The organism is Paenibacillus chungangensis (genome assembly GCF_042675905.1).
GTDB classification, from domain to species: Bacteria; Bacillota; Bacilli; order Paenibacillales; family Paenibacillaceae; genus Pristimantibacillus; species Pristimantibacillus chungangensis.
Genome location: NZ_JBHTJZ010000069.1, coordinates 23387 through 49375, shown reverse-complemented (window position 1 = coordinate 49375; position 25989 = coordinate 23387). Strand labels below are relative to the sequence as shown.

The following is a 25989-nucleotide window of genomic DNA, read 5'->3' as shown; positions in this document are numbered from 1 at the left end:
TTTTCTATACAGACGTTTCAAAGAACTCGAGTTCTTTGCTGTCATCGCTCAATTGAACGATTGCTTTTTTCCAGTCTGGTCTATATCCGCTATGTCTGCCATAGCGTTTTGGCTTACCCGCTACACGCATTGTGTTCACGCCGGTTACTTTAACGTTGAAGATTTGTTCAATTGCATTTTTGATTTCGGTTTTGTTCGCGCGAAGGTCTACTTCAAACACGTAGCGTTTGACAGCCATATAATCGCTGGAACGTTCCGTAATAACCGGGCGCTTGATAATATCGCGTGGATTTTTCATTACGCAAGCACCTCCTGTACTTTCTCGACCGCTTCTTTGGTGATAATCAGCTTGTCGTATACGAGCACATCGCGAACGTTAATGCCGTCTGCAGCGACGAATTTCACGCCCGGGATGTTGCGCGCGGACAATGCCACGTTATCCTCATAATTAGCTGTAACAACCAGAGCTTTGCGGTCTGCTTTCAGGTTGTTCAGAATTGTAGCGAATTCCTTTGTTTTCGGCGCAGCCATTGTCAATTGGTCCAATACGATGATGCCCTCTGCAATCACCTTGGAAGACAATGCGGATTTGATCGCCAGACGACGAACTTTCTTAGGAAGCTTGAAGCCGTAAGAGCGAGGTGTCGGTCCGAATACAGTACCGCCGCCAACCCATTGCGGGGAGCGAATGCTACCCTGGCGCGCACGACCAGTTCCTTTTTGCTTCCAAGGCTTGCGGCCGCCGCCGCGCACTTCGGAGCGTCCTTTTGTTTTGTGCGTTCCCTGACGTTCTGCAGCTTGCTGCAGAACAACAGCGCTGTGCATAACGTGAGCGTTAGGCTCGATACCGAATACGCTATCTGCCAACTCCAGTTCGCCTACCTGCGAACCACTCACGTTAAATACTGTTACTTTAGGCATTTACTGTTCCTCCTTTCTTCAAGAGCGATTATTTCTTAACTGTTTCTTTTACTTTCACGAATCCGTTCTTCGGCCCAGGAATGGAACCTTTCACAAGCAGAACGTTGCGCTCCGCATCAATCTTGACGATCTCAAGCTTCTGGATCGTAACCGTCTCATGACCCATATGCCCTGGCAGACGCTTGCCCTTAGGTACGCGATTCGCCTGAATGGAGCCCATGGAACCAGGTCCGCGATGATAGCGGGAACCGTGAGACATAGGTCCTGTGCTTTGTCCCCAACGCTTGATAACGCCGGCAAAGCCTTTACCTTTCGAAATACCTGTTACGTCAACAAATTCGCCCTCTGCGAACAGATCAGCCTTCACTTCCTGGCCAACTTCATATTCACCAAGGTTGATACCGCGAATTTCGCGAACGTAGCGCTTAGGAGCCGCACCAGCCTTCTTCGCATGGCCGATAGTCGGCTTGTTCGCTCTCTTCTCGCTCTTATCGGAGAAGCCCAGCTGAACAGCTTCGTATCCATCATTCTCTTGGTCTTTCTTCTGCAGCACAACGCAAGGACCCGCTTCGATTACCGTAACCGGGACTACGTTGCCCTCAGGAGTAAACACTTGAGTCATTCCAAGTTTCTTCCCTAAGATACCTTTCATGTTGACACCTCGTTTCCTCTCTATAATGGCAATACTTCAATTTAAAGTTTGATCTCGATATCTACACCGGATGGCAGATCCAGACGCATCAGCGCATCAACCGTTTGCGGCGTTGGATTCACAATGTCGATCAAGCGCTTGTGTGTGCGCATCTCGAATTGCTCACGGGAATCCTTGTACTTGTGTACCGCACGGAGAATGGTGATGACTTGCTTTTCCGTTGGTAACGGAATCGGACCGGATACTCCAGCACCGGAACGTTTTGCAGTTTCCACGATTTTCTCTGCGGATTGGTCAAGAATTCTATGATCGTATGCTTTCAAGCGGATACGAATCTTTTGCTTTGCCATATAAGTCCCTCCTTCTATCGCCCAATTTTTTTAATCGGACATACTCCGTGAGAAAACCCTTCACTAGCTCCATGGCAAAGGAGCCGGGTGTGTCGGCAACCTCTCACATCAACGCAACGTCAGACCAACAGTCAATATTATACCGAAGTAGGCGGGCTAATGCAACCGGAAATTAAACTTTTTTTGCAAAAAAAAAGCAAGGGGCAAATTCCCCTTACTTCTTCCTTCTAGCAACAGCCTCAACCTAGCACAACTCTATCATCGGCCATCTTCTTGCCGCTAATTCGTTCAAACTCGCCCAGCAGACGCTCAACCGTCAATTGTTTTTTGCGATTCTCATCTACCTGAAGAATAATTCGACCTTTATCCATCATAATGAGCCGATTGCCCAGCTGAATCGCTTGCTCCATATTATGGGTGACCATCAGTGTCGTTAATTCCAGCTCACGCACGATTTGCTCCGTCAATCTCGTCACCAGCTCCGCGCGAGCGGGATCGAGAGCTGCCGTATGCTCGTCCAACAGAAGAATCTGGGGCCGCGTAAAGGTCGCCATTAGCAGGCTGAGCGCCTGCCGCTCTCCTCCGGACAACAGCCCTACCTTAGCGCTGAGACGATTCTCGAGACCGATACCGAGGCGAGACAGCTCATTACGGAACAGTTCGCGCGTCTTTCGCCCCACCCCCAGCGTCAATCCCCGGGACTGTCCACGCTTGTATGCGATCGCCAGATTCTCTTCAATCGTCATACGCGGCGCCGTCCCCGCCATGGGATCCTGGAATACCCGACCAATCCAGCGGCTCCGCTGATTCTCCGACAATGCGCTCACCTGATTACCGTCAATTCCAATATCTCCTGCATCCGGCTTTAGCACTCCGGATATAATATTCATAAGCGTCGACTTGCCCGCTCCGTTACTGCCTATAACTGTGACGAAATCGCCAGGCTTCAATTGAAGGTTAGCATCCATAAGCGCCACCTTCTCATCCATGGTACCGGGATTGAACAGTTTAGACACCCTATCAATTTGCAGCATTAGCGACCACCCCCGCTCTTCGCTTGCACCATTGCCGCCAGCATCTCTTCTGTTCGCTTCTTGGCGATCATCTTCTGGACCAATGTTCTTCGCACTGTAGGAATAACAAGGGCACAAACGATGATCACGGCTGTAATGAGCTTCATATCCTGAGCATCCAGCCATTCCACCCGCAATGCCACCGCATAGATGATACGATAGATAATGGCGCCGCATATAGCAGCGAAAGTAGCCCAGAATATATTCCTGGCTCCGATGATAGCTTCACCGATAATAACAGAAGCGAGGCCGATGACAATCATGCCGATACCCATACTCTGATCCGCATAACCCTGATGATGAGCTACAAGCGCTCCTGAGCACGCCACAAGTGCATTAGAAAGCGCGATGCCGAGAATCGTCGTCCAGTTCGTATTGGCTCCGAAGCTGCTGACCATGCGGCTGTTATCCCCGGTCGCTCGCAAGCTTAAACCCAGATCCGTCTTGAAGAACAAATCCAGCAGCAGCTTCACTGCGAATACCAATATAATGGCCAGAACAATAACAGGGATCGTCTCGAACAAATCCTCGTGCCCGCGAAGCGACACATTCGGCTTGCCTAGTATGCGAAGGTTAATGGAATACAGGGCGATCATCATAATGATGCCGGATAGCAAGCCGTTTATTTTCCCCTTTGTATGCAGCAGTCCCGTGCATACGCCTGCTGCAGCGCCGCCGAAGAAGGCGCATATGACGGCTAACCATGGAGGCGTCCCTCCAATCGTCATGACGGTCGCAATGGCTGCGCCTGTCGTGAAGCTTCCGTCCACCGTCAAATCCGGAAAGTCCAGAATACGGAAAGTGATGTATACGCCCAGCGCCATAAGCGCATAGAGCAAGCCAAGTTCTACGCCGCCCTGCAGAGATATCAGCATGCTATCGGCCTCCTAAGTTACTCAATAATGTTATTGGCAGGGTCTTTCACGTATGCTTTCATCGCGTCGGACACTTCAATTCCCTGCTCTGCAGCCGCCTTCAAATTGATGATGAAATCCAATTTTTGCGGCATCGTCACGTCCATCTCGCCAGGATCTTTGCCTTTTAAAATTTCAACTGCCATTTGTCCAGCTTCATAGCCATGATCGTAGTACTTGAATCCGACAGTAGCGAATGCGCCTTTCTCTACTGTATCGCGGTCAGCAGAAAAGAAAGGAATGTCTTGCGCATTCGCGACTTCGATGATAGCATCTGCTCCTGTAACGACCATATTGTCTAGTGTAATATAGATGGCGTCCACACGGCCTACTAATGATTGCGCTGCTTGCTGGATATCAGAGCTGTTCACGACAGGCGCCTTCACCAATTCGATATTGTGTGAAGCGAGCGCCTCCTCAGCGATAGAGCTCATGACGACGGCGTTAGGCTCGCCTTCATTCAGAATGATTCCAACCTTCTTCACATCTGGAAGCTCAGTTGCGATGAAATCCATCGTCTTCACAATTGCGTCCGGATTCGTATCCGCCGCACCCGTCACGTTGCCACCGGTCGCCTGAAGGGACTCCACGATACCGGCATCTACCGGATCAGTCACCGCCGCGAACAGAATAGGCTTATCCTTCACTTCGTCCACTAGCCCCTGCGTCGTTGGAGTAGCAATACCGAAGGCAAGATCGGCTTTGGAGGAAGCAATTTTCTCCGAGATCGCTTTCACATTGGATGGTTCGCCTTGCGCATTATTGTAATCGATCTCCAAGTTTTTACCTACCTCGAATCCCCCTTCTGCCAGCGCTGCTAGGAAGCCATCACGCGTCGCATCCAGTGATGGATGCTCTATAATTTGGGAAATGGCAACCACATATGTCTTCTCTTTTTCCGCTGGCTCATTTGCTTCCGAGCCACTCTTAACGTTGCCGCCATCTGTTTTCCCCGTATTTCCTCCGCCGCATGCCGTCATTACAACCATAACGGCCGCAAGCGCGAGGCCTAGCCACATTTTCTTTTTCATTTTAAGTACCCCTCTCCCTAATTAGCTACTTCACTATATTAAAGTGACTATTGCCAGTGAGTCAATCCTTAAATGCTGCTAATCGCGTAGTTGGTAAGATGAGGATGAGCGTATGGCTATACAAAAAGAAGCTGCGTCCAGTCATGAATCCATGACTGGGGGGCAGCTTCTTCATTATAAGCGACTATCGCCGCTATAAGCTTACGCTTCGATTGTAGCTACGGAACCAGCGCCAACTGTACGACCGCCCTCACGGATGGAGAACTTCGTTCCAAGCTCAACAGCGATCGGAGCGATCAGCTCGACAGTAACTGTGATGTTGTCGCCAGGCATAACCATTTCTGTACCTTCTGGCAGATTAACGATACCAGTAACGTCAGTTGTACGGAAGTAGAACTGAGGACGGTATCCTGTGAAGAATGGCTTATGACGGCCACCTTCTTCTTTAGTCAGTACGTACACTTGAGCAGTGAATTTGGTATGTGGCTTAACGGAACCCGGTTTAGCCAATACTTGACCACGCTCGATGTCTTTACGATCTACACCACGAAGAAGTGCGCCGATGTTGTCGCCAGCTTCAGCGTAGTCCAGCAATTTGCGGAACATCTCTACGCCAGTAACAACGGATTTGCGAGTTTCTTCTTGAAGACCGATGATTTCGATCTCGTCGCCGACTTTAACAGCACCACGCTCAACGCGGCCAGTAGCAACTGTACCACGACCAGTGATTGTGAATACGTCCTCGACAGGCATCAGGAACGGCTTTTCAGTATCACGCACTGGGTTAGGTACGTAAGTGTCGATGATTTCGAACATTTCAACGACTTTCTTAGCCCAGTCGCCATCAGGATTCATGAGCGCTTCACGAGCGGAACCGCGGATTACCGGCGTGTCGTCGCCAGGGAAGTCGTATTCGGACAGAAGGTCGCGAACTTCCATTTCTACCAGTTCCAGAAGCTCTTCGTCTTCAACCATGTCGCATTTGTTCATGAATACAACGATGTATGGAACGCCTACTTGGCGGGACAGCAGGATGTGCTCGCGAGTTTGCGGCATTGGGCCGTCAGTCGCGGATACAACCAGGATTGCGCCGTCCATTTGAGCAGCGCCAGTGATCATGTTTTTAACGTAGTCGGCGTGACCTGGGCAGTCAACGTGAGCATAGTGACGGTTAGGTGTCTCGTACTCAACGTGAGAAGTAGAGATTGTGATACCGCGCTCGCGCTCCTCAGGAGCTTTGTCGATTTGGTCGAATGCTATTGCAGCGCCACCATACGTTTTGGAAAGTACAGTTGTGATTGCAGCAGTCAGAGTTGTTTTACCATGGTCAACGTGACCGATTGTACCGATGTTAACATGCGGTTTGTTACGTTCAAATTTTGCCTTAGCCATTGAACTTGAACCTCCTCAATTTCACTTAAGTTTTTATGTGGGGGCCGACACCTAGAATATTATCATACCTGATGACGGCCGACACCAACAATTTCCTTGCTAAAGGTATTAACCTTTGCTCTTCTCAATGATGTCTTCTGCGATCGACTTCGGAACTTCCTCGTAATGAGACAGCTCCATGGAGAACACGCCGCGACCTTGCGTACCGGAGCGAAGCGTCGTGGAATAGCCGAACATCTCGGACAGAGGCACCTTGGCACGGATGATCTGAGCGCCGGAGCGCGCGTCCATACCTTCGATGCGTCCGCGACGGGAGTTCAACATACCCATTACGTCACCCATGTATTCTTCCGGAACGGTTACTTCCACTTTCATGATCGGCTCCAGGATGACAGGATTACACTTGTCCTTGGCAGCTTTAAGCGCCATGGAACCCGCAATCTTGAACGCCATCTCCGAGGAGTCGACGTCATGATAGGAACCGTCGACGACAGTTGCTTTCAGGTCAACTAGCGGATAACCGGCCACGACACCATTTTGCATCGATTCTTCGATACCTGCTTGGATCGGAGCAATATATTCGCGAGGGATTGCTCCACCCACGATTTTGCTTTCGAATACGAAGCCGGAGCCCGGCTCAAGTGGTTCGAACTCAACCCAACAATGACCGAACTGGCCTTTACCGCCGGACTGACGAACGAACTTACCTTCAACCTTCGCAGCTGCGCGGAATGTCTCACGGTAAGCAACCTGAGGATTACCTACATTCGTCTCTACCTTGAATTCGCGGCGCATACGGTCAACGAGGACATCAAGGTGAAGCTCACCCATACCTGCTATGATCGTTTGGCCTGTCTCTTCATTCGTGTAAGCACGGAATGTCGGATCTTCTTCAGCCAGCTTGGAGATGGCCACACCCAGCTTGTCTTGGTCGGCTTTTGTTTTAGGCTCGATTGCAACTTCGATTACCGGGTCAGGGAAGTTCATGGACTCCAGGATAACCGGATGCTTCTCGTCGCAAAGCGTGTCGCCTGTAACGGTGTCTTTCAGGCCTACCGCAGCAGCGATATCGCCTGCATACACTTCGCTGATTTCTTCACGGCTGTTCGCATGCATTTGAAGGATGCGGCCGATACGTTCACGTTTGCCTTTCGTGGCATTCAGAACGTAAGAACCCGACTTCAGTACGCCGGAATAGACGCGGAAGAATGTCAACTTACCAACATAAGGGTCCGTCATGATTTTGAACGCAAGGGACGAGAACGGCTCTTCGTCGGAAGAATGACGAATCGTCTCCTCGCCATCCTCCAGTGTTCCCTTAATATCCGGAACATCCAGCGGGGACGGCAGGTAAGCCACTACTGCGTCAAGCATCATTTGAACACCTTTGTTGCGGTAGGAGGAGCCTGCGATTACCGGGAAGATTTTCACTTCGCATACACCTTTGCGTAGAGCGGCTTTCAGCTCAGGAATGGTGATTTCTTCACCTTCCAGATACTTCATCATCAGCTCTTCGTCAAGCTCGGCAACCTTCTCTACAAGATCATTGCGAAGCTCTTCTACTTTTTCCGCATATTCAGCAGGAACGTCCGTCTTCTCAGGATCTTTACCCAAGTCGTCCTTGTAGATATAAGCAACGCCTTCGATAATGTCGATTACGCCTTTGAATTCATTCTCGGCGCCAATCGGCATTTGGATGGCAACGGCATTGGCTTTCAGACGATCACGCATGTCGGCTACGACATTGAGGAAGTCTGCTCCAATGATATCCATCTTATTGATATAAGCGATCCGCGGAACGCCGTACTTGTCAGCTTGACGCCATACAGTCTCGGACTGCGGCTCCACGCCTTCCTTTGCACTGAATACGCCAACGGCCCCGTCCAATACGCGCAGGGAACGTTCAACCTCAACTGTGAAGTCAACGTGTCCCGGAGTGTCGATAATATTAATGCGGTGTCCATCCCATTGTGCGGTTGTTGCGGCAGACGTAATTGTAATGCCGCGCTCTTGCTCTTGCTCCATCCAGTCCATCGTTGCTGAACCTTCATGAGTCTCGCCGATTTTATGCGTACGGCCAGTGTAGAACAGGATCCGTTCAGTGGTTGTGGTTTTACCAGCGTCAATATGCGCCATAATCCCGATATTACGCGTATTTTTCAAGGAGAACTCTCTTGCCATAATGTTTGTCTCCTCTCTAATATGGTGATTCTACCAACGGTAGTGAGCGAATGCTTTGTTCGCTTCTGCCATTTTGTGCGTGTCTTCACGCTTCTTCACGGATGCGCCAGTGTTGTTAGAAGCATCGATAATCTCGGCAGCCAGACGCTCTTGCATCGTCTTCTCGCCGCGATTACGCGAATAGTTAACCAGCCAGCGAAGCGCCAGCGCCGTACGGCGTTCTGGTTTCACCTCGATCGGTACTTGATAGTTTGCGCCGCCTACTCGGCGTGCTTTAACCTCAAGTACGGGCATAATGTTTTTCAAAGCTGTTTCAAAAACTTCCATCGGTTCATTGCCTGTGCGCTCTTGAATCAGCTTGAAAGCATCATACAACAACGTTTGTGCAACGCCTCTCTTACCGTCGATCATGATACGGTTGATCAGGCGAGTAACCAGCTTGCTGTTATACACCGGATCCGGCAGCACATCGCGTTTTGTTACAGGACCTTTGCGTGGCATGAGAAGTCCCCCTTTCTTCTAGTAGTAATAGTTGTAGCCTGGTATGAACTCAATGGAGTTATACCTCTTATTTCTTAGCTTTAGGACGCTTCGTACCGTACTTGGAACGAGCTTGCATACGGTTGTTCACGCCTGCAGTATCAAGCGCACCGCGAACGATGTGATAACGTACACCCGGAAGGTCTTTAACACGGCCTCCACGGATAAGCACAACGCTGTGCTCTTGCAGGTTGTGACCGATACCGCCGATGTATGCAGTAACCTCAACACGGTTAGTCAGACGTACACGCGCATATTTACGAAGTGCGGAGTTCGGCTTCTTCGGTGTCATTGTACCTACACGAGTGCAGACACCGCGTTTTTGTGGAGAGCTGATGTCCGTAGCCTCACGCTTAAGCGCGTTGAAGCCTCTTTGCAGAGCTGGCGATTTCGATTTGACGACTTTCGCTTGACGACCTTTGCGAACGAGCTGGTTAATTGTTGGCATGTTGCCACCCCCTTCCCCATAGTCATGTCATTTATATTGGTAGACATATCACCCATAATTTAAGCCCACAGATCCAGGCGGTTCATAACTAAGCACACATCAACACAAACCTGGTCATTAGGCACACTTCGATATAATATCACCTAAGACACACCAATGTCAAGTGCATTTCATCACTTACTTTCATCCTTAACGTAGGCGTAAAAATAAGGATGGAGCTAACTGCTCCATCCTCGTTATACTGCTATGCTATTCGATTGCTACAGCCTCTTCCGCCAATTCATTGGCTTCCGTCGACTCAACAACCTCTTCCTCCAGTCCAGCGAAGCGGATGTTGCGATAACGCTGCATCCCCGTTCCGGCAGGAATCAGTTTACCGATAATGACATTCTCCTTCAGACCAAGCAACTGGTCAATCTTACCCTTGATTGCTGCATCCGTCAGGACACGAGTCGTCTCCTGGAATGATGCCGCAGACAAGAAGGAGTCCGTCTCTAGAGATGCCTTCGTAATACCCAGCAATACCGGCTTGGCAACGGCAGGCTCCTTGTCGGCGAAGATCGCTTCGGAGTTGGCCGCTTCATATTCATGAATGTCTACGAAGGAACCCGGCAACAGTGTCGTATCGCCGGCATCTACGATGCGGATCTTGCGAAGCATCTGCTTGATCATGACCTCGACGTGCTTGTCATTGATCTCAACGCCTTGATTACGGTATACGCGCTGCACTTCCTGCAGAATGTAATTCTGTACGCCGCGAATGCCTTTAATGCGCAGCATATCCTTAGGGTCAATGGAGCCGTCGGTCAACTCGTCGCCGGCTTCGATGTGCTGCCCTTCCGATACGCGAATGCGCGAACCGTAAGTGACAGAGTATACCTTCGTCTCGGCTTCTCCTTGCACCTCGATCTCGCGACGGTCCTTCGCTTCGCGAATTTCCTTAATAACGCCATCTAGCTCTGTGATGATCGCTTGACCTTTCGGATTACGTGCCTCGAACAGCTCCTGAATACGCGGTAGACCTTGCGTAATATCGTCTCCGGCCACACCGCCGGTATGGAATGTACGCATCGTCAGCTGGGTTCCAGGTTCCCCGATCGACTGAGCGGCGATGATGCCGACGGCTTCACCGATCTCCACGTGCTTGCCTGTCGCCAGATTGCGTCCGTAACAGATTTTACATACGCCATGACGGGCGCGGCAGCTCAGTACGGAACGAATCTGCAGCTTCTCGACTCCTGCCTCAATAATTTGATCCGCTTTGCTGGAGTCAATCAACTCGCTCTTATTGACGATAACTTCACCAGTCTGTGGATGTCTAACCGTCTCGAACGCATAACGTCCCTCGATACGATCGTACAGATCCTCAATCACTTCTTTGCCGTCCTGAATTTTGCTAACGGCAAATCCTTTATCCGTACCGCAATCGTCCTCGCGAACAATCACATCTTGCGCGACGTCGACCAGACGACGGGTAAGATAGCCAGAGTCCGCTGTACGAAGCGCCGTATCGGCGAGACCCTTCCGTGCGCCGTGCGTGGAGATAAAATACTCCAAAACCGTCAGTCCTTCACGGAAGTTGGACTTGATCGGTAATTCGATAATACGTCCGGATGGATTCGCCATCAGACCACGCATACCGCCAAGCTGAGTAATCTGCGATTTGTTACCCCGCGCCTTGGAATCCACCATAAGCATAATATTGTTATAGCGGTCCATCGACTTCATCAGCACATCCGTTATCTCGTCTTTACATTTGCTCCAGATGCTGATGATACGGTCGTAACGCTCGTCGTTCGTAATTAGTCCGCGGCGGTATTGGTTCATGACCATTGCGACCTTTTCATCAGAGTTCTTCATAATCTCCGCTTTTTCCTCCGGAACGATAACGTCGGCGACGCCGATCGTAATTCCCGCTTTCGTGGAATAAGTGAAGCCAAGCTGCTTGATGCGATCGAGAATGACCGCCGTCAGTGTCGTATGATATTGACGGAAGCACTCAGCAATGATTTGGCCAAGATAGTCTTTGCCTACCGCTCCTGCAATAGGAAGATCGTCCATCGCCTTCAACAGGTCTGTACCTTTGTCGTACACAAAATATTTATCAGGCGTTCCGTTCAACAAGTTTTCTTTCGACGCCTCGTTGATATACGGGAACTGCTCCGGGAAAATTTCATTGAAAATGATCTTGCCCACTGTCGTCATTAGCAGCGCCTTCTGCTGAGCATCCGTGAAGCTTGTTTTCTTCAACACCCTGACAGGAATGATCACTCTCGCATGCAGGGACACGATGCCTCGCTGATAAGCGGAGACCGCTTCATTCACATTGGCAAAGATGGAGCCGCTGCCCTGAGCTTCCTTGTTGTCCATGGTCAGATAGTAGCTGCCAAGCACCATATCCTGAGAAGGAGTAACGACCGGCTTGCCATCCTTCGGATTCAGAATGTTGCCCGAAGCAAGCATAAGCAATCTGGCCTCAGCTTGCGCTTCAGCAGAAAGCGGAACGTGTACCGCCATCTGGTCCCCGTCGAAGTCGGCGTTATAGGCCGTACATACGAGTGGATGAAGCTTGATGGCCTTGCCCTCCACCAGAATCGGCTCGAAGGCTTGAATGCCCAGTCTATGCAAAGTGGGGGCACGGTTAAGCAGTACAGGGTGTTCTTTGATGACTTCCTCCAACACATCCCATACTTCCGGACTAACCCGTTCTACTTTGCGCTTCGCACTCTTAATATTATGAGCCAATCCTTTGTTGACCAGTTCCTTCATAACGAACGGCTTGAATAGCTCCAACGCCATCTCCTTCGGAAGTCCGCACTGGAAGATCTTCAAGTTCGGTCCGACGACGATAACGGAACGACCGGAATAGTCAACACGCTTGCCTAGCAAATTCTGACGGAAGCGTCCTTGCTTGCCCTTCAGCATGTGGCTAAGCGACTTCAACGGTCGGTTGCCCGGCCCTGTAACAGGACGGCCGCGGCGACCGTTGTCGATCAATGCGTCAACCGCTTCTTGCAGCATCCGCTTCTCGTTCTGAACGATTATATCGGGCGCTCCCAGATCCAGCAGCCGCTTCAGACGGTTATTGCGATTAATCACGCGGCGATAGAGATCGTTCAAGTCGGAAGTTGCGAAGCGTCCACCGTCAAGCTGAACCATCGGTCGAAGCTCCGGCGGGATAACAGGAAGCACATCCATAATCATCCAGTCCGGCGAATTGCCCGAATTACGGAATGCCTCGATGACTTCAAGACGCTTAATCGCACGATTGCGGCGCTGGCCTTGCGCTGTACGTAACTCTTCCTTCAGCATCTCCAGCTCGCGTTCGACGTCAATATCCTGCAGCAGCTTCTTCACGGCTTCAGCACCCATGCCTGCCTGGAATCCGTAACCATACTTCTCGCGGTAGCTCCGGTACTCCTTCTCAGACAGCAGCTGCTTCTTCTCCAGCGGCGTGTCGCCAGGGTCCGTCACCACATAAGACGCGAAGTAAATAATCTCCTCCAGTGAGCGAGGGGACATATCCAGCGCCAGACCCATACGGCTCGGAATACCTTTGAAATACCAAATATGCGATACAGGAGCTGCCAGTTCGATGTGGCCCATGCGTTCACGACGCACTTTCGCGCGAGTCACTTCTACGCCGCAGCGATCGCAGACGACACCTTTGTAACGAACACGCTTATATTTGCCGCAATGACACTCCCAGTCCTTCGTAGGACCGAATATCTTCTCGCAGAATAGACCTTCCTTTTCCGGTTTTAGCGTCCTGTAGTTGATCGTTTCCGGTTTTTTGACCTCTCCGCGGGACCATGAGCGAATTTTATCCGGCGATGCCAGACCAATTTTCATATACTCGAAGTTATTCACGTCCAACAAGGAGCAACCCTCCTTCGTCATGTATGACTATGTCTTATCAGAAGCTGAACTTCAACCCGGATGCCTGTGCTGCATACCCGGATTGAAGCTCAGCCAACATCTTATTCTACTCCTGCCTCTGCGCCTTCCAGATTGAGGTTCAGCTTGTCGCCGGTCGCCTCATCTTCATCGTCCATTTCCTTCATCTCGATCTCTTCTTCATTCTCAGTCAGGATTTTCACGTCCATCCCCAAGCTTTGAAGCTCCTTGATCAGTACTTTGAACGACTCCGGAACTCCCGGCTCAGGCACGTTCTCCCCTTTAACGATGGATTCGTATGTCTTCACACGACCGACCACATCGTCGGATTTGACGGTAAGAATCTCCTGCAGTGTATAAGCGGCGCCGTACGCCTCCAGCGCCCATACCTCCATCTCGCCGAAGCGCTGACCGCCGAACTGTGCCTTACCACCCAACGGCTGCTGGGTAACAAGTGAGTAAGGACCGGTAGAACGGGCATGGATTTTGTCATCAACCATGTGTGCCAGCTTGATCATATACATGACGCCGACCGTCACCTCACGTTCGAATGCTTCGCCCGTACGTCCGTCGAACAGCCTGGTCTTGCCGTTGCGCTGCATGCCGGCCTCTTCCATTGTGTCGAAGACGTCGTTCTCATTCGCCCCGTCAAATACCGGTGTAGCCGCATGGATGCCCAAATGCTTACAAGCCATGCCAAGATGAACCTCAAGCGCCTGACCGATGTTCATCCGAGACGGAACGCCCAATGGATTCAGTACAACCTCGACCGGTGTGCCATCGGGCAGGAACGGCATATCTTCCTCAGGCATAATACGTGCGATAACACCTTTGTTACCATGGCGTCCCGCCATTTTATCGCCTTCGGAGATTTTTCGCTTCTGCGCCAGATAGACGCGAACCAGCTGGTTAACGCCCGGCGGCAGCTCGTCGCCATTCTCACGCGTGAATACTTTAACATCCACTACGATTCCGTCTGTACCGTGCGGTACGCGGAGTGAAGTATCACGCACTTCGCGTGCCTTCTCACCGAAGATTGCATGAAGCAGGCGCTCTTCTGCCGTAAGCTCAGTTACGCCCTTCGGCGTTACTTTACCTACCAAGATATCGCCGGCACTGATCTCTGCACCTACGCGGATAATACCGCGCTCATCCAGGTTGCGGAGCGCTTCTTCGCCCACGTTAGGAATATCGCGGGTAATCTCCTCTGGCCCCAGCTTCGTATCGCGCGCCTCGGATTCGTACTCTTCAATATGAATAGATGTGTAGACGTCTTCCTTCACCAGCTTCTCGCTGAGCAGAATCGCATCCTCGTAGTTGTAGCCCTCCCACGTCATGAAGGCCACGACGACGTTACGACCCAATGCCAGTTCGCCCATCTCTGTCGAAGGACCGTCGGCAAGAATGTCTCCGCGTTTGATCACGTCGCCTTTGCGAACGATCGGACGCTGGTTAATGCAAGTTCCCTGATTAGAACGCGTGAACTTGTGAAGCTTATGCTTGATCAGGTCGCCTGTGACCTGCTTGCCGTCAATTGTCTCTACGCGCCGCAGCCAGATTTCATTAGCTGAGGAGCGTTCAATGACACCATCGTACTTGGATACGATACATACACCGGAGTCCTTCGCCGCCTTATGCTCCATGCCCGTTCCGACGAACGGCGCTTTAGGGATGAGCAGCGGAACGGCTTGCCGTTGCATGTTAGAGCCCATGAGCGCACGGTTGGAGTCGTCATTCTCCAGGAATGGGATAAGAGCCGTTGCAACGGACACAACCTGCTTCGGGGAGACGTCCATGTAATCCACCCGTTCGCTCGGCATGGTCAGAATGTTGTCGGCTTGCTTGTTGTAACGGACGATCGTATGATCATCCTTGAACGTGGAATCCTCGTTCAACACCGCATTCGCTTGGGCGACAACGTAGTTATCCTCTTCATCGGCTGTCAGATATGCGATCTGCTCTGTGACAACACCCGTCTTCGGATCTACCCAGCGATATGGCGCTTCAATGAAGCCATATTCATTAATGCGGGCGAAGGTAGACAGAGAATTGATCAGACCGATGTTCGGGCCCTCCGGCGTCTCGATCGGACACATTCGGCCATAGTGCGAATGGTGAACGTCACGTACTTCGAAGCCCGCACGCTCCCTCGTCAGACCACCCGGCCCCAATGCGGATAGACGACGCTTATGCGTCAGCTCAGCGAGCGGATTCGTCTGATCCATGAATTGGGACAGCTGGGATGAACCGAAGAACTCCTTAATGGATGCGATTACGGGACGAATGTTGATCAGCGCTTGCGGCGTAATCGCATTCGCATCCTGAATGGACATCCGTTCACGAACGACGCGTTCCATACGGGACAAGCCGATACGGAATTGGTTCTGCAGCAGCTCGCCGACGGAACGGAGACGACGGTTGCCCAGATGGTCAATATCGTCCGTACTGCCGATACCGTGCAGCAGATTAATGAAGTAATTGATGGAAGCGATAATGTCAGCAGGCGTAATATGCTTCACACTCTTGTCGATAATGCCGTTGGCAATGATCTTAATAATCTTGCTTTCATCAAGAGGCGAGAATACACTTATGCCTTGCAGAGGAATACTATCAGCATCCAGCACGCCATTAGCCACATGGTAGGTCTTGAACCCTACGTCGCTTTCCAGCTTGTCAAGAATCTCATCAAGCAGTCGGCGATCGATCATTTGGCCTGTTTCAGCGATAATTTCGCCTGTGGTTGGATCGATCAAATTCTCGGCCAGCCGCTGATTGAACAATCGGTTTTTAATATGAAGCTTTTTGTTTATTTTGTAACGGCCTACATTGGCCAGATCATAACGCTTCGGATCGAAGAAGCGAGCCACTAGCAAGCTCTTCGCATTATCCAACGTCGGAGGTTCGCCTGGACGCAAGCGCTCGTAGATCTCAATTAGCGCTTTCTCCGTAGAATCCGTGCTATCCTTGTCTAGCGTGTTGCGAATATATTCATCATGACCGAGCAAATCCAGAATCTCTGCATCCGTGCCAAAGCCCAGCGCGCGCAACAGCACCGTTACAGGAATCTTCCGGGTACGGTCGATACGGACATAGATGATATCCTTAGCATCCGTCTCCAGCTCAAGCCACGCTCCACGGTTCGGAATGACCGTTGCCGTATATGTTTTCTTCGCATTCTTATCAACCTTCGTGCTGAAGTACACACTTGGGGAGCGAACCAATTGGCTGACAATAACGCGCTCAGCTCCGTTTATAATAAACGTGCCGGTCTCCGTCATTAAGGGGAAATCACCCATGAAGACTTCTTGTTCCTTAACTTCGCCTGTCTCCTTATTAATTAAACGCACCTTCACGCGCAAAGGAGCCGCATACGTCACGTCGCGTTCTTTCGACTCATCGACAGAATACTTAGGATCACCTAAGCTGTAGTCGATAAACTCAAGTGATAGATTGCCCGTGAAGTCCGTAATCGGAGAAATATCCTGAAACAATTCAATCAAATCGCTATCAAGAAACTTCTGATAAGATTTTTGTTGAATTTCAATCAGGTTAGGGACTTCCAGCACCTCTTTGATCCGGGCGTAGCTTCTCCGCGTCCGCCGACCATACTGAACAAGTTGTCCTGCCAACTTAACCTCACCCCTCATGTCTGTCTCACAGCATCGATACTCACTGCTTATCGTCAAGACAGTGAGAACCGTCTATCAGAAAAATAAATAAAAGCCCTTATCGAATAGGTTCGAAAAAAGAGCATGTTCCGGCAGCTTACCAGTCGCAGCGCGGGCGCGACAGGCCCATATCAAGTAATTTTGCCCAAAATGTAAACATTATACGTCAAATGATCAGAAAGTATGCATGCCGCGCTGAAAATTCACACTTGACATTTTAGTTAACTAAAGAGATTTCAAGCAATTTTATGCTGACATTTTATAATGTTATCATATTCAAAATGTCAAGTCAAATCTTTTATGCGAATTTCAACCCTTTTCATTATCACTGTCCAACAATGGTAAAACTATACAGTTGTCAGTTGTTTTATCGCGCGAAATATGCGGTAGCCTTTATCCTTCGTGATCTCTTCTACATGACCGAATATTTGTTCCAGCTTCTCCTTCGCAGAAGGGGCGCCTTGCTTCTTCTGGATGACGACCCACATACTGCCGCCATCTCGCAGCAATTGACAACCCTCCTCGAATATACGGTGTACCGTTGCTTTCCCTGCTCGTATAGGAGGATTCGTCAAAATGACATCAAATGTCAGCCCGCGCACAGCTTCGTACAGGTCGCTCTGACGGACATCCACATTCTTCAAGCCGTTGGCAACCGCATTCTCCGAAGCAAGCAGCACGGCCCGTTCATTAATATCGATCATGGTGACACGCCCTTGATCCGCCAGCGTCGCCGCAGCCAGTCCGATCGGCCCGTAACCACAGCCGACATCCAACACCTCGGAGGTACGCGCAAATTGCATTGCTTCTATTAATACACGGCTGCCGTAATCGATTCCTGTCTTGGAGAAAACGCCGGAATCGGTCACGAACCTGAATTTCGTCCCTCTAAGTGTCGTCTCATGCGTTCTCCGCTCATGCGCAGTATCTGGGCTTTTAGAATAATAATGATTAGCCATCATGGATACCCCCTTCTCTTTAGTATGCAACAAACCCCTTGAAACAATAGGTTTCAAGGGGTTTGTCAGTCTGACGACTGCAATAGCCGCCAGACTCGTTCACACCAAAGCTCTATTACTTCACTTCTACGGAAGCGCCAGCTTCTTCAAGCTTAGCTTTGATAGCGTCAGCCTCTTCTTGGCTAACTTTCTCTTTGATTGCTTTAGGAGCGTTGTCAACAACTTCTTTCGCTTCTTTCAGGCCAAGACCTGTAATTTCGCGAACGACTTTAATTACGTTGATTTTGGAAGCGCCAGCGCCTGCCAGAATTACGTCGAACTCAGTTTGAGCCGCTGCGCCAGCGTCGCCGCCTGCTGCTCCGCCCATAACTGCAACAGGAGCTGCAGCAGTTACGCCGAATTCTTCTTCAATTGCTTTAACAAGATCGTTCAGTTCAAGAACGGACATACCTTTGATAGCTTCCAAGATTTGCTCTTTAGACATGGTATTACCTCCGAAATTAGTTTTATTGGTTTTGTGTTGCAAAAAATGAAAAGGTCATGCATGCAAGATGCGATGAAACTTAAGCTTCAGCTTCTTTCTTCTCTCCAACGGCTTTAACCGCAAGCGCGAAGTTGCGCATAGGAGCTTGAAGGACGCTGAGGAGCATGGAGAGCAAACCTTCGCGAGAAGGAAGCTCTGCAAGAGCCTTAATTTGTGCAGCGTCGACAACTTGACCTTCCAGAACGCCGCCTTTCAGTTTCAGCGCTTCGTTCTTCTTGGCGAAGTCGTTCAGAATTTTCGCTGGAGCGATAACATCTTCTCCACCGAATGCTACAGCTGTAGGTCCGGACAATACGTCATTCAGAGACGCCATCTCCGTACCTTCAGTTGCGCGGCGAACGAGCGAGTTCTTCAGAACTTGGAATTCGATACCCGCTTCACGAAGCTGCTTGCGCAGTTCCGTTACTTGAGCAACGTTCAGTCCGCGATAATCGGCAACGATCGTTGACGGGCTGCTCGCAAGCTTATCCGCAATCACCTTAACTGCTTCTTGTTTCTCTTGGATGATCTTAGCGTTAGCCAAACTGTACACCTCCCGTAATTTGTTACATCCCGTGTCTAAGACGATTCCCGGCCTCGATGCATGAGAAAGGCCTTCGCAGACGAAGCGAAGGCCATGATGTCGTTCCAGTCCGGATTGTTATCCGAGCTGACATTAACGTTTATCATAACACCTCGGTAGGAAATTAAGCCCTTATGGGCACCTACTGTCTACGGTATGCGTATTCGAATGTTAGCTGCGTCTCTTCGGCAATCCTTAGCGATAAGTCGCTGCGGATACGCGGACACCAGGGCCCATCGTGGAAGAAACAGCAATGTTTTTCAGGTAAACGCCTTTGGCTGCAGCCGGTTTAGCGCGAACCAGAGCGTCGATCAGAGCTTTCAGGTTTTCGTTCAGCTTTTCTGCATCGAACGAAGCCTTGCCGATAGGAGCGTGGATTTGACCCGCTTTATCCAGGCGATACTCGATCTTACCTGCTTTAATTTCTTGAACGGCCTTTGCAACGTCGAACGTTACAGTACCCGCCTTCGGATTAGGCATCAAGCCTTTACCGCCGAGGATACGGCCGAGCTTACCAACTTCAGCCATCATGTCCGGCGTCGCTACGCAGACGTCGAATTCGAACCAGCCTTGTTGGATTTTGTTGATTACGTCCGCATCACCGACATAGTCAGCGCCTGCAGCTTCCGCTTCTTTCACTTTTTCGCCTTTTGCGAAAACGAGAACGCGTTTCGTCTTGCCTGTGCCATGCGGAAGAACGACTACGCCGCGAACCGCTTGGTCTTGTTTACGAGGGTCTACACCCAGACGAACCGCCACTTCGACGGACTCATCGAACTTTGCCGTAGCGCCTTTTTTCACGAGTTCGATCGCTTCTAAAGGCTCATAGCTAGCTTCACTGTCAATCAGCTTGGCTGCTTCCACATATTTCTTGCCGTGTTTTGCCATTAAACTTACCTCCTTATGTGGTTAAACGGAGCATCCTCCTGCATGCAGGAGATGATCCTCCCACCAGCGAAGCTGCGCTTCGCTTAGCGAGATGTCATCCGACATCCTTGCGTATTGATTCGACCCGTCCGGACGAACAACGCCAATTAGTCAGCAATCGTAATACCCATACTGCGTGCAGTGCCTTCCACCATACGCATAGCCGCCTCGACGGAAGCAGCGTTAAGGTCTTGCATCTTGCTCTCTGCGATTTCGCGAACTTTATCGCGTTTCACAGTAGCGACTTTCTTCTTGTTAGGCTCACCGGAACCCTTCTCGATCCCCGCTGCTACGCGAAGCAATACAGCCGCTGGCGGCGTCTTGGTCTCGAATGTGAAGGAACGATCCTCGAATACAGTGAGAACAACCGGAATGACCAATCCAGCCTGATCCGCAGTACGCGCATTAAACTCCTTACAGAACGCCATAATGTTAACGCCTGCTTGACCCAGTGCCGGACCGATTGGAGGCGCCGGATTCGCTTTGCCTGCAGGAACCTGCAGTTTAACTAACTTAATGACCTTCTTTGCCATGACTCACACCTCCTTACCCTGTTATACAAGCGCCGGGTATGCGCCTGTTTCATTAAGAAACCGGATAATTTATATCTTCTCCACTTGTGTGTAATCCAGCTCAAGCGGGGTTTCTCTGCCGAACATGTTGACGTGGACCTTCAACTTCGCCTTGTCCAGCAGAATTTCTTCCACCGAACCGACAAAATCTGCGAAAGGCCCTACTTTGACGCGAACCGTCTCTTTCAGTTCAAACTCAATCTTCGGCTTAGGCTCTTCCATGCCCATATGCTTCAGAATCTGTTCCACTTCATCAGGCAGCAACGGAGTCGGCTTCGAGCCGGAGCCCGTCGACCCTACGAATCCTGTAACGCCGGGCGTATTGCGCACAACATACCAGGAATCGTCTGTCTGAATCATCTCTACGAGGACATAGCCGGGGTAGACCTTGCGTTGGACGGTTTTCTTCTTGCCGTCCTTCTCCACTACTTCATCCTCCATCGGAACAAGCACCCGGAAGATCTTGTCTTCCATGCCCATGGATTCCACGCGACGCTCCAGATTCGTTTTCACTTTGTTCTCATACCCGGAATAGGTATGCACGACGTACCATCTTTTCTCCATTACCAATCCACCTTTGGACCCTTCTAAACGATCAGTTCTACCAGAGACGAGATCCCGATGTCAAGAAGCCAGAAGTAAATCGTCACAGCCACAACCGTCAACAATACGACGATGGAATAACTCGTCAACTCCTTGCGATTCGGCCAGCGGACCTTCTTCAGTTCCGCCCAACTGTCGGCAAAAAAGCTGAACGTCGTACCGAAGCCCTGCTTCAGTTTCGCCAAAAATGCCACGGTCACACCTCCAATTCACTATCTCGTCTCGCGATGAGGAGTCTGCTCGTTACAGAACTTGCAAAACTTCTTCAACTCGATGCGGTCGGGGTGATTGCGTTTGTTCTTTGTGGTCGCATAGTTTCTCTGTTTGCAGTTTGTACATGCTAACGTGATGATAACCCGCACCTTAATACACCTCCCGAACTGCTGCAAAATGCGTTACATAAATCTCTCTCTTCAATCCATCGACGCCTTTCCCACAACGAAAAAAACCTCGATTTCAGGCCTACCTAAACACTTTATCACACAGGCCCATTCATGTCAACGCAAAACAACCGGTTCGGGCGTGCAATTTTTGGACGTCCGCATATTCCCTCTCCGCTTCAGGAGAAAACAAAACTCCCTCTTCTTCGATTCTATTAGTATAGGCGATTATTTCCCTTTTAAAACCAATGGACCCTCTTCACTGCCTGAAAACCGTCAGACAGAAAAGACAGTCCATTGTCGATAAGAAACTTTACGCTACACAAAATGAATGACGCTCCTTAGAGGGAACCGCCAATATCCCGCACTTCCAAATAACGTTCCAGCTTGCGCTTCACACGCTGCAATGCGTTGTCGATAGACTTCACATGCCTATCCAGATCAACCGCTATCTCCTGATAAGATCTTCCGTCCAGATAGAGCATAAGCACCTTGCGCTCCAGATCGCTGAGAATCTCGGACATCTTGTCTTCCAGACCAACAAACTCTTCCTTATTAATGATAAGTTCTTCAGGATCACACACTCTTGTGCCACAGATGACGTCCAGCAGCGTCCGGTCAGACTCTTCGTCGTATATGGGCTTGTCCAGTGAAACGTAGGAGTTGAGGGGGATATGCTTCTGACGGGTGGCCGTCTTAATCGCGGTAATAATCTGCCTGGTAATGCATAATTCGGCAAAGGCTTTGAAGCTTGCAAGCTTGTCTCCCTTGAAGTCCCGAATCGCCTTATACAATCCGATCATACCTTCTTGCACGATATCTTCACGATCCGCTCCGATCAGAAAGTAGGAACGAGCCTTCGCCCTCACGAAGTTCTTATACTTGTTGATCAGGTATTCCAGCGCCATACTGTCGCCATTACGAACCGCTTCCACGATATCTTCGTCCAGGCTGCGATCATATTCGAGCGTACTCCATTCTTTGAGGTCGATACTCACACACTATCCCTCCGGCCTGCAAGGCGTACACCGCTAGATTTATAACCTTGAAATATAGAGTCAGTATACATGAATAAACCTTGTAGCGTCAACCAATTGCCCCGCGAATGTTGTTGATATTCTAGCAATTTTGTAACATAGTGGTAGAACCGTGAACCGTTCAAGTCTTTGGAGGTTTATCGCCTCGCCTCATCATCTCGAGCTTCGTCCACACATCAGAGTTTATATTTTCATCCAGCGTATTTCGTCTGCCGCTTCTTTTGTCGCGAATAGCCTGTTGAATGCCGAGCTTGTTCTGGGCGATCTCCGTCAGAAGCTCGCGCGCCGACAAGCGGAGCGCCCCCTGACCAAATACGACATGCTGCTCGATCATATCGGAGGTCGCGACATAGATATGTCTCCTTCTGGCATACAGCTCCGTGCAGAGCCGTTCAATGCATTCGTCCGCTGTCTCCTTCTCCTTCGTGTACACAATGGTCAGCTTATGCTGCTTGAACGTCGCCCCCAGTCCCGGCACTTGATGCGCGTCGAATATGACATAGACACTTCTGCCCGTGAATCCCTGATACTCCGCCAGCATATCCAGCAGCTTGTCCCGTGCTGCTTCCAGATCGCTCTCCTTCAGCTTCGCAAGCTCCGGCCAGGCGCCAATCATATTGTAGCCGTCTACTAGTAAGACATCGTTCTTGCGGTTCATCGCTAGAGAGGCCTGCGCTGGCGGACAACCTCGTACATGAGCACGCCGGCAGCCACTGAAGCATTCAAGGAATTCAGACGTCCTCGCATCGGGAGCTTCACGAGAAAGTCGCATTTGTCTTTAATGAGACGCCCCATTCCTTTATTCTCATTCCCGATCACAACCGCAAGCGGCATATCCAGCTTCATATCGTATACTTCATCTGAAGCTGCCACGTCGGTGCCGGCAATCCATAGTCCCGCATCCTTCAACCCGTCGATCGTCTGTGCCAGATTCGTCACCCTTGCCACAGCCATATGCTCCGCCGCTCCGGCTGATGTCTTCAGCACCGTCGCCGTCAAGCTTGCCGAACGACGCTTCGGAATAATAACGCCGTGCACGCCTGTGCATTCCGCCGTTCGCAGAATGGAGCCCAAGTTATGCGGGTCCTCAATTTCATCAAGCAGGAGCAGGAACGGCGTCTCGCCGCGCTGCTTTGCGATTTCCAGCAATTCCTCCACACTGGCATACGCCAATGCCGCGGCCTGCGCCACAACCCCTTGATGCACCATGCCGGGCGCCATGCCGTCCAGTTTGCGCTTGTCCACAAACTGTATAACAATCCCCTGCTTCTTTGCCTCTGCCGAGATAGGACCGGCTATGCTTTTCTGCGACCCATCCGTCATCCATATTTTATTGATTTCCCTGCCGGAGCGCAGCGCCTCCAAGACAGGGTGCTTCCCTACAATCAATTCTTCGCTTCCATTCTCGTCGCCAGTGCCTCGAGACATCATACATCCTCCTCTATATTGTTCATCCTGATCATTGTCATGGTTGTGGCCAGTTCATTCCTTAGCGACCTGCTCCGCAACCGTCTCTTCCACTGCTATGCCAATCAATACCGCCAAGCGGTCAAACCGCCCCTCATAGTATAAGTACCCAATCAGGCATTCAAGCGCTGTCGCTTGCCGGTAGTCGGCCACATCGGCATTCTTCGGCGGAGCGCCCGACTTCGCATTCCGCCCTCTGCGCACGATATCCGCCTCTTCCTCCGTCAGCAGCTGCTGGACCCGCTCCAGCAGCTGTCTCTGCGCCTTTGCCGATACCAGCTTGGTCGCCTCGCGATGCAGATGATGCGATTTATGATTGGAAAGGGAGAGCAGATATTGACGAATCAACAGCTCGAACACCGCATCTCCCATGTAAGCAAGGACGACTGGATTTATTAAGCCAGCCTTCTTCGGCAACGTATGAAATGCTAGTGGATTCATTGAGTCGTTCATCATTTTCGCCGCCAACGGATGCCTTGCGGCGTATCCTCAAGCACAATGTCGAGTTCCGCAAGCAAATCCCGTATTTCATCGGCTCTCGCCCAGTTTTTCGCCTTGCGCGCTTCCGTTCTCTCTGCAATAAGACGATCGATATCTTCGTCAAGCAGTTCATCGCCACCCCCTGCATACAGCAGTCCGAGCACATCATCCATTCGCTCCAACGCATCCTGCAGCAATTTCAACCCTTTCGCATTCGCAAGATCCCCCTGCATGTATTGATTACCGGCTGCCACCAGTTCGAAGAGGGCTGTGATCGCATCCGGCGTGTTGAAATCATCGTTCATCTTCGCTTGGAACAACTGCTCGATTCCCGCAATTTTCTCACGAAGCGCTTCATGCTGTCCATCTTCCAGCGGTGAGGCATTGTCCATAGCAGCAAGCCGATGCTTCAGGTTGCCCGCGAAATTATTGATTCTCTCCACACTGTTCTCCGCCTGCGCGATCGCTTCTTCACTGAAGTTAAGCGGACCGCGGTAATGCGCCGCAAGCATGAAGTAGCGGATCGCTTCCGGCTTCACCCCTTTTACCAGCTCATGGACTGTAACGCCGTTGCCAAGCGACTTGGACATTTTCTCATTGTCAATATTAATATAGCCGTTATGCATCCAGTAATTCGCCAGCGGCTTGCCTGTCAGCGATTCTGATTGAGCCACCTCGCACTCGTGATGAGGGAACTGCAGATCGGTTCCTCCACCGTGGATATCAATCGTATCTCCCAAGTATTTGCGCGCCATCGCCGAGCATTCGATATGCCAGCCCGGCCGTCCCGGCCCCCAAGGGCTGTCCCAGCTGATCTCTCCGGGCTTGGCGCCCTTCCATAAGACGAAGTCGCCGGCGTTCTCCTTCCGATCGTCTACTTCGATGCGAATGCCGAATTGCAGCTCCTCGATGTTCTGATGCGACAGCTTGCCGTAATCCTTGAAGGAGGACGTGCGGAAGTACACATCGCCCTCACTTGGATAGGCATGCCCACCGGCGACGAGTTCGCTTATGAATGCGATGATTTCCGGCAAGTGTTCAGTTACCCTGGGATTCATACTGGCCGTCCGGACGCCCAGCGCTGCCGTATCCTCATGGAAAGCCTCGATGAATTGAGCCGCAACCTCCGGCACAGTCTTGCCTACTTCCGCCGCCCGCCTAATCAATTTGTCATCGACATCTGTGAAGTTCACCACATAGTCTACCTCGTAGCCTGCATATTCCAAATATCGGCGCACCACATCGAAGAAAATCGCAGGACGCGCGTTGCCAATGTGAATGTAGTCGTACACGGTCGGGCCGCATACGTAGATGCTCGCCTTCCCCGGCTGCTGCGGCCGGAACTCCTCCTTGGAACGAGACATGGAATTGTATATCATAATGCTCATAAC

General features: G+C 50.8%; 26 protein-coding genes and 1 other annotated feature. All 26 genes read right to left on the bottom strand.

The genetic code is table 11. The features are described from left to right. Window positions 1–4 precede the first annotated feature (4 nt). The 26 genes from rplW to cysS all read right to left on the bottom strand — a co-directional run bounded on the left by rplW (window position 5) and on the right by cysS (window position 25986). Window positions 5–298 (bottom strand): 50S ribosomal protein L23, encoded by a 294-nt coding sequence (rplW, locus tag ACFQ2I_RS21630; RefSeq protein WP_262679546.1) that lies wholly within the window; start codon window positions 296–298, stop codon window positions 5–7. Then, window positions 298–921: a 50S ribosomal protein L4 gene (gene rplD, locus ACFQ2I_RS21625; RefSeq protein WP_377567991.1), complete on the bottom strand. Its 624-nt coding sequence runs from the start codon at window positions 919–921 to the stop codon at window positions 298–300. The genes rplW and rplD overlap by 1 nt, the downstream gene beginning before the upstream one ends. A 28-nt stretch (window positions 922–949) precedes the next feature. Next, complete coding sequence (rplC, locus tag ACFQ2I_RS21620; protein ID WP_377567989.1) at window positions 950–1573, bottom strand: 50S ribosomal protein L3; 624 nt, start codon at window positions 1571–1573, stop codon at window positions 950–952. Window positions 1574–1614: 41 nt separating this feature from the next. Continuing rightward, window positions 1615–1923: a 30S ribosomal protein S10 gene (rpsJ, locus tag ACFQ2I_RS21615; protein WP_006676490.1), complete on the bottom strand. Its 309-nt coding sequence runs from the start codon at window positions 1921–1923 to the stop codon at window positions 1615–1617. 239 nt (window positions 1924–2162) lie between these two features. After that, window positions 2163–2957, bottom strand: coding sequence for an ABC transporter ATP-binding protein (locus ACFQ2I_RS21610; protein ID WP_377567987.1), 795 nt, complete (start codon window positions 2955–2957; stop codon window positions 2163–2165). Beyond that, on the bottom strand, window positions 2957–3871 hold the full coding sequence (locus ACFQ2I_RS21605; protein ID WP_377567985.1) for an ABC transporter permease: 915 nt from the start codon (window positions 3869–3871) through the stop codon (window positions 2957–2959). Before ACFQ2I_RS21605 ends, ACFQ2I_RS21610 begins: the two co-directional genes overlap by 1 nt. Window positions 3872–3888: 17 nt before the next feature. Beyond that, entirely contained in the window at window positions 3889–4941 is a 1053-nt protein-coding gene (locus tag ACFQ2I_RS21600; protein ID WP_377567983.1) for an ABC transporter substrate-binding protein, read from the bottom strand. A gap of 201 nt (window positions 4942–5142) precedes the next feature. After that, window positions 5143–6333: an elongation factor Tu gene (tuf, locus tag ACFQ2I_RS21595; protein WP_377567981.1), complete on the bottom strand. Its 1191-nt coding sequence runs from the start codon at window positions 6331–6333 to the stop codon at window positions 5143–5145. 108 nt (window positions 6334–6441) lie between these two features. After that, entirely contained in the window at window positions 6442–8514 is a 2073-nt protein-coding gene (gene fusA, locus ACFQ2I_RS21590) for an elongation factor G (protein WP_377567979.1), read from the bottom strand. Between the two features lie 30 nt (window positions 8515–8544). Continuing rightward, entirely contained in the window at window positions 8545–9015 is a 471-nt protein-coding gene (gene rpsG, locus ACFQ2I_RS21585) for a 30S ribosomal protein S7 (protein ID WP_377567977.1), read from the bottom strand. A 67-nt stretch (window positions 9016–9082) separates the two neighbouring features. After that, window positions 9083–9502, bottom strand: a complete 420-nt coding sequence (gene rpsL / locus ACFQ2I_RS21580; protein ID WP_262679523.1) for a 30S ribosomal protein S12 — start codon at window positions 9500–9502, stop codon at window positions 9083–9085. A 249-nt stretch (window positions 9503–9751) separates the two neighbouring features. Next, complete coding sequence (gene rpoC, locus ACFQ2I_RS21575) at window positions 9752–13354, bottom strand: DNA-directed RNA polymerase subunit beta' (protein ID WP_449290084.1); 3603 nt, start codon at window positions 13352–13354, stop codon at window positions 9752–9754. Between the two features lie 128 nt (window positions 13355–13482). Further along, a complete protein-coding gene (gene rpoB / locus ACFQ2I_RS21570) occupies window positions 13483–17028 on the bottom strand; it encodes a DNA-directed RNA polymerase subunit beta (RefSeq protein ID WP_377567973.1) in 3546 nt (1181 codons plus the stop codon). 386 nt (window positions 17029–17414) lie between these two features. Then, on the bottom strand, window positions 17415–18026 hold the full coding sequence (locus tag ACFQ2I_RS21565; RefSeq protein ID WP_377567971.1) for a class I SAM-dependent methyltransferase: 612 nt from the start codon (window positions 18024–18026) through the stop codon (window positions 17415–17417). A gap of 115 nt (window positions 18027–18141) precedes the next feature. Beyond that, window positions 18142–18510 (bottom strand): 50S ribosomal protein L7/L12, encoded by a 369-nt coding sequence (rplL, locus tag ACFQ2I_RS21560; protein WP_377567969.1) that lies wholly within the window; start codon window positions 18508–18510, stop codon window positions 18142–18144. A 79-nt stretch (window positions 18511–18589) separates the two neighbouring features. After that, entirely contained in the window at window positions 18590–19093 is a 504-nt protein-coding gene (gene rplJ, locus ACFQ2I_RS21555) for a 50S ribosomal protein L10 (protein ID WP_377567967.1), read from the bottom strand. Window positions 19094–19146: 53 nt separating this feature from the next. Then, window positions 19147–19305 (bottom strand) — a sequence feature (ribosomal protein L10 leader region). A gap of 22 nt (window positions 19306–19327) precedes the next feature. Further along, window positions 19328–20020: a 50S ribosomal protein L1 gene (gene rplA / locus ACFQ2I_RS21550; RefSeq protein ID WP_377567965.1), complete on the bottom strand. Its 693-nt coding sequence runs from the start codon at window positions 20018–20020 to the stop codon at window positions 19328–19330. A 146-nt stretch (window positions 20021–20166) separates the two neighbouring features. Then, window positions 20167–20592: a 50S ribosomal protein L11 gene (rplK, locus tag ACFQ2I_RS21545; protein ID WP_262679511.1), complete on the bottom strand. Its 426-nt coding sequence runs from the start codon at window positions 20590–20592 to the stop codon at window positions 20167–20169. 69 nt (window positions 20593–20661) lie between these two features. After that, window positions 20662–21195, bottom strand: coding sequence for a transcription termination/antitermination protein NusG (gene nusG / locus ACFQ2I_RS21540; protein WP_262679510.1), 534 nt, complete (start codon window positions 21193–21195; stop codon window positions 20662–20664). 23 nt (window positions 21196–21218) lie between these two features. Then, window positions 21219–21428 carry a preprotein translocase subunit SecE gene (secE, locus tag ACFQ2I_RS21535; protein WP_262679508.1) on the bottom strand — a complete coding sequence of 70 codons (210 nt, stop codon included), beginning with the start codon at window positions 21426–21428 and terminating at the stop codon, window positions 21219–21221. Between the two features lie 18 nt (window positions 21429–21446). Further along, complete coding sequence (gene rpmG / locus ACFQ2I_RS21530; RefSeq protein WP_082967189.1) at window positions 21447–21596, bottom strand: 50S ribosomal protein L33; 150 nt, start codon at window positions 21594–21596, stop codon at window positions 21447–21449. A 359-nt stretch (window positions 21597–21955) separates the two neighbouring features. After that, window positions 21956–22612, bottom strand: coding sequence for an RNA polymerase sporulation sigma factor SigH (gene sigH, locus ACFQ2I_RS21525; RefSeq protein WP_377567963.1), 657 nt, complete (start codon window positions 22610–22612; stop codon window positions 21956–21958). 160 nt (window positions 22613–22772) lie between these two features. Next, window positions 22773–23309 carry an NYN domain-containing protein gene (locus ACFQ2I_RS21520; RefSeq protein WP_377567961.1) on the bottom strand — a complete coding sequence of 179 codons (537 nt, stop codon included), beginning with the start codon at window positions 23307–23309 and terminating at the stop codon, window positions 22773–22775. Window positions 23310–23311: 2 nt separating this feature from the next. After that, the gene (gene rlmB, locus ACFQ2I_RS21515; RefSeq protein ID WP_377567959.1) at window positions 23312–24079 is read right to left on the bottom strand and encodes a 23S rRNA (guanosine(2251)-2'-O)-methyltransferase RlmB; all 768 of its coding nucleotides are present in this window, start codon (window positions 24077–24079) and stop codon (window positions 23312–23314) included. A gap of 54 nt (window positions 24080–24133) precedes the next feature. Next, window positions 24134–24559 carry a Mini-ribonuclease 3 gene (locus ACFQ2I_RS21510; RefSeq protein ID WP_377567957.1) on the bottom strand — a complete coding sequence of 142 codons (426 nt, stop codon included), beginning with the start codon at window positions 24557–24559 and terminating at the stop codon, window positions 24134–24136. Window positions 24560–24570: 11 nt separating this feature from the next. Continuing rightward, window positions 24571–25986 (bottom strand): cysteine--tRNA ligase, encoded by a 1416-nt coding sequence (cysS, locus tag ACFQ2I_RS21505; RefSeq protein ID WP_377567955.1) that lies wholly within the window; start codon window positions 25984–25986, stop codon window positions 24571–24573. Window positions 25987–25989: the final 3 nt, after the last annotated feature.